This window comes from Peribacillus sp. NPDC058002, from assembly GCF_042886655.1.
Taxonomy (GTDB): Bacteria; Bacillota; Bacilli; order Bacillales; family DSM-1321; genus Peribacillus; species Peribacillus aracenensis.
Map to the genome: position 1 here is coordinate 1 of NZ_JBHVQU010000529.1, position 1,173 is coordinate 1,173.

The window sequence follows — 1,173 nt, forward strand, 5'->3', positions numbered from 1 at the left end:
GATCCCATGGCACTCTTATTTCACTGCCACTCCTTAAAAGGCCGAACCATTTGACGGATGGGATGATCAACGAGGTAATTTGTCCAGTTTCATCTATTTCCAAATCCGTCTGACCAAGGATTCCTAATCTTTCCGCCCTATTCACATCGACTATTTCCTTACCGCTCAGTTCGCTTAACCTCATATTTGGTTCCCCCTTTTTCGTCTTCTATTCAATCTATATCCGAAAAAGGTAAACTTAGAAGGCCTTTATCCAAATATTGTCCAAAACACTGGACTTCCCATATCTAAAGAAAAAAAGCCTGACCTCCCTTTAACAAAAGGAAGGTTCAGACTTAGTCGTTATTACTTGTCCCAGTTTTCCAGCGGGCTCACTAATGACAAGGAATGTTCCGTAAAGATCTGATTTGCCAATTCATTGACGGTATCCTCTGTCACTTCGTCAATCTTGATGATGATATCATCTAGGGTACGGTGCTTACCCAACATTAGCTCATTTTTTCCGTTCCGGCTCATGCGGCTATTCGTGCTTTCAAGGCTGAGCATCAAACTTCCTTTAAGTTGCTCTTTACTATTACGTAATTCCTTTTCCGTAATGCCATCCCTTTTTAAAGTATCCAATGTTTCCTGAATGGTTTCATACAGGCTGTCAAGCTGGTTTGTGCCTGTCCCCCCATATACTGTCACCATTCCGCTATCTTGATAGCTGGAATGATAGGAATAAACGGAGTAAGCAAGGCCGCGTTGCTCCCTGACGTCCTGGAATAGGCGGCTACTCATGCTTCCCCCAAGAATATTATTTAAGGTAATCAGGCTGTATGTTTTATCATTGCCGATTTCCAACCCTTTGTAACCAAGGCATAAGTGGGCTTGTTCCGTATCTTTTTTACGGGTGATCCTATTTTCATGGAAGGAAGGTTTGACCAATTCAAGACGCTCTTCCCCTCCTTGATATGAGCCGAAGTAGTTTTCGACCTCCTGAATCAATTTTTCATCCACATTCCCAGCAATGGACACTACTACTTTATCGGGTGTGTACATGTCATGCACGTATTTTTTTAATGTATCACTATTGAAGGTTTCAAGCGTATTTTCCGTTCCAAGTATAGGATAGCCAAGGGGATGGTTTTCATATACCGCCTTGCTTAAAAGGTCATGGACAATATCATCGGG

2 protein-coding genes are annotated in these 1,173 nt (G+C 42.3%); both read right to left on the reverse strand.

The window, feature by feature from the left end; genetic code table 11:
* Positions 1-184 (reverse strand): YlmC/YmxH family sporulation protein (locus tag ACFVSH_RS26870; RefSeq protein ID WP_387708878.1); only part of this gene is annotated, 184 nt, incomplete at its 3' end.
* Positions 185-345: 161 nt separating this feature from the next.
* Positions 346-1,173: M16 family metallopeptidase (locus ACFVSH_RS26875; protein WP_387708879.1), on the reverse strand; the 828-nt coding region annotated here is incomplete at its 5' end.